Annotated in this window: 1 protein-coding gene; it reads right to left on the bottom strand. The window is 65.7% G+C overall.

What is annotated here, in order from left to right:
• The coding region (locus tag IU459_RS37925; RefSeq protein ID WP_440446569.1) for an AMP-binding enzyme at positions 1 to 277 on the bottom strand (277 nt) is incomplete at both ends.

The raw sequence follows: 277 nt of genomic DNA, 5'->3' as shown, positions 1-277 counted from the left end.
AAGGTCCAGCGTTCGGGCAACTGCCATTTGGCGAACTTGTCGGCGAGGAACTCGCGCAGCTCTTCCGGTTTCGCCTCGGCGCCCTCGGCGAGCACCACCGCCACCAGCGGGCGCTCGTCCCACTTCTCGTCCGGCACACCGATCACGGCTGCCTCGGCGACCGCGGGATGGCCGATCACGGCGTTCTCCAGATCCACCGACGAAATCCATTCACCACCGGACTTGATCACGTCCTTGGAGCGGTCGACCAGGGTGAGGAACCCGTCCGGGCTGATCT

This window comes from Nocardia amamiensis, assembly GCF_015477605.1.
Lineage (GTDB): Bacteria > Actinomycetota > Actinomycetes > Mycobacteriales > Mycobacteriaceae > Nocardia > Nocardia amamiensis_A.
The sequence above is the reverse complement of the archived record's forward strand: the minus strand, read 5'-3'. Positions and strand labels throughout refer to the sequence as shown.